Here is a 232-nt window from a genome sequence, read left to right on the forward strand (position 1 = left end):
AAGGGCAACATCGTCGTCAAGTGGATCACCTCCACGGACCACAAGTCGATGGGGTACATGAACCTCATCGCCTCGGTGTTGCTCTTCCTCCTGGGTGGCGTGATGGCGCTGGTGATCCGCGCCGAGTTGTTCGCTCCGGGGATGCAGATCGTCCCGACCAAGGAGCAGTACAACCCGCTGTTCACGGTGCACGGCACCATCATGCTGCTGATGTTCGCGGCGCCGCTGTTCC

General features: G+C 61.2%; 1 protein-coding gene. It reads left to right on the forward strand.

All coding sequences use genetic code 11. The annotated features are described in order from the left end of the window. Positions 1-232: cbb3-type cytochrome c oxidase subunit I (locus KVS71_RS19295; protein WP_217585331.1), on the forward strand; the 232-nt coding region annotated here is incomplete at both ends.

It is taken from the genome of Microbacterium sp. GbtcB4, from assembly GCF_019091465.1.
Lineage (GTDB): Bacteria > Actinomycetota > Actinomycetes > Actinomycetales > Microbacteriaceae > Microbacterium > Microbacterium paraoxydans.